Source organism: Mesorhizobium sp. M4B.F.Ca.ET.089.01.1.1 (genome assembly GCF_004022605.1).
GTDB lineage: Bacteria > Pseudomonadota > Alphaproteobacteria > Rhizobiales > Rhizobiaceae > Mesorhizobium > Mesorhizobium abyssinicae.
In genome coordinates, this window is record NZ_RZOS01001171.1 from 1 (window position 1) to 630 (window position 630).

Annotated in this window: 1 protein-coding gene; it reads right to left on the reverse strand. The window is 64.6% G+C overall.

The genetic code is table 11. The features are described 5' to 3' along the window. Nucleotides 1-630, reverse strand: a 630-nt coding sequence (locus EN780_RS36635) for a glutamine synthetase family protein (RefSeq protein WP_245500255.1), incomplete at both ends; no start/stop codon positions are given.

Genomic DNA, 630 nt, shown 5'->3' on the forward strand with positions numbered 1-630 from the left:
GTCAACAACAAATGGGGCTACGACAACCGCACCACCGCCTTCCGCGTGCCGCGCCGCCGGATCCGAGCGCGGCACGCGGAAGGCGGTGGTGCGGTTGTCGTAGCCCCATTTGTTGTTGACCGGCGCCGAGGCCGCCTGCGTCAGCCGCCGGTAGGAATTGACATAGGGCGCGAACATCACCAGCGCGTTCGGCACATGCTTCTGCATGCCGCCGATGAAGTGGAAGAAATCGTCCGTCTCCGAACCGTCCTCGGCCGAGAAGACGTTCCTGCCGGTCTTCCTGTCGACGATCGACTGATGGATGTGCATCGCCGAGCCCGGCTGGCCCTGGATCGGCTTGGCCATGAAGGTGGCGTAGATCTCGTGCTTGAGCGCTGCCTCGCGGATGGTGCGCTTGAACATGAACACCTGGTCGGCGAGCTCGATCGGGTCGCCGTGGCGCAAATTGATCTCGAGCTGGCCGGCGCCTTCCTCGTGGATCAGCGTGTCGATCTCCAGGCCCTGTCCTTCGGAGAAGTGGTAGATGTCGTCGATCAATTCGTCGAACTCGTTGACGCCGGCGATCGAATAGCCGGCGCCGCCGCCGATCGGCCGTCCCGAGCGCCCGACGGGCGGCGTCAGCGGATAGTC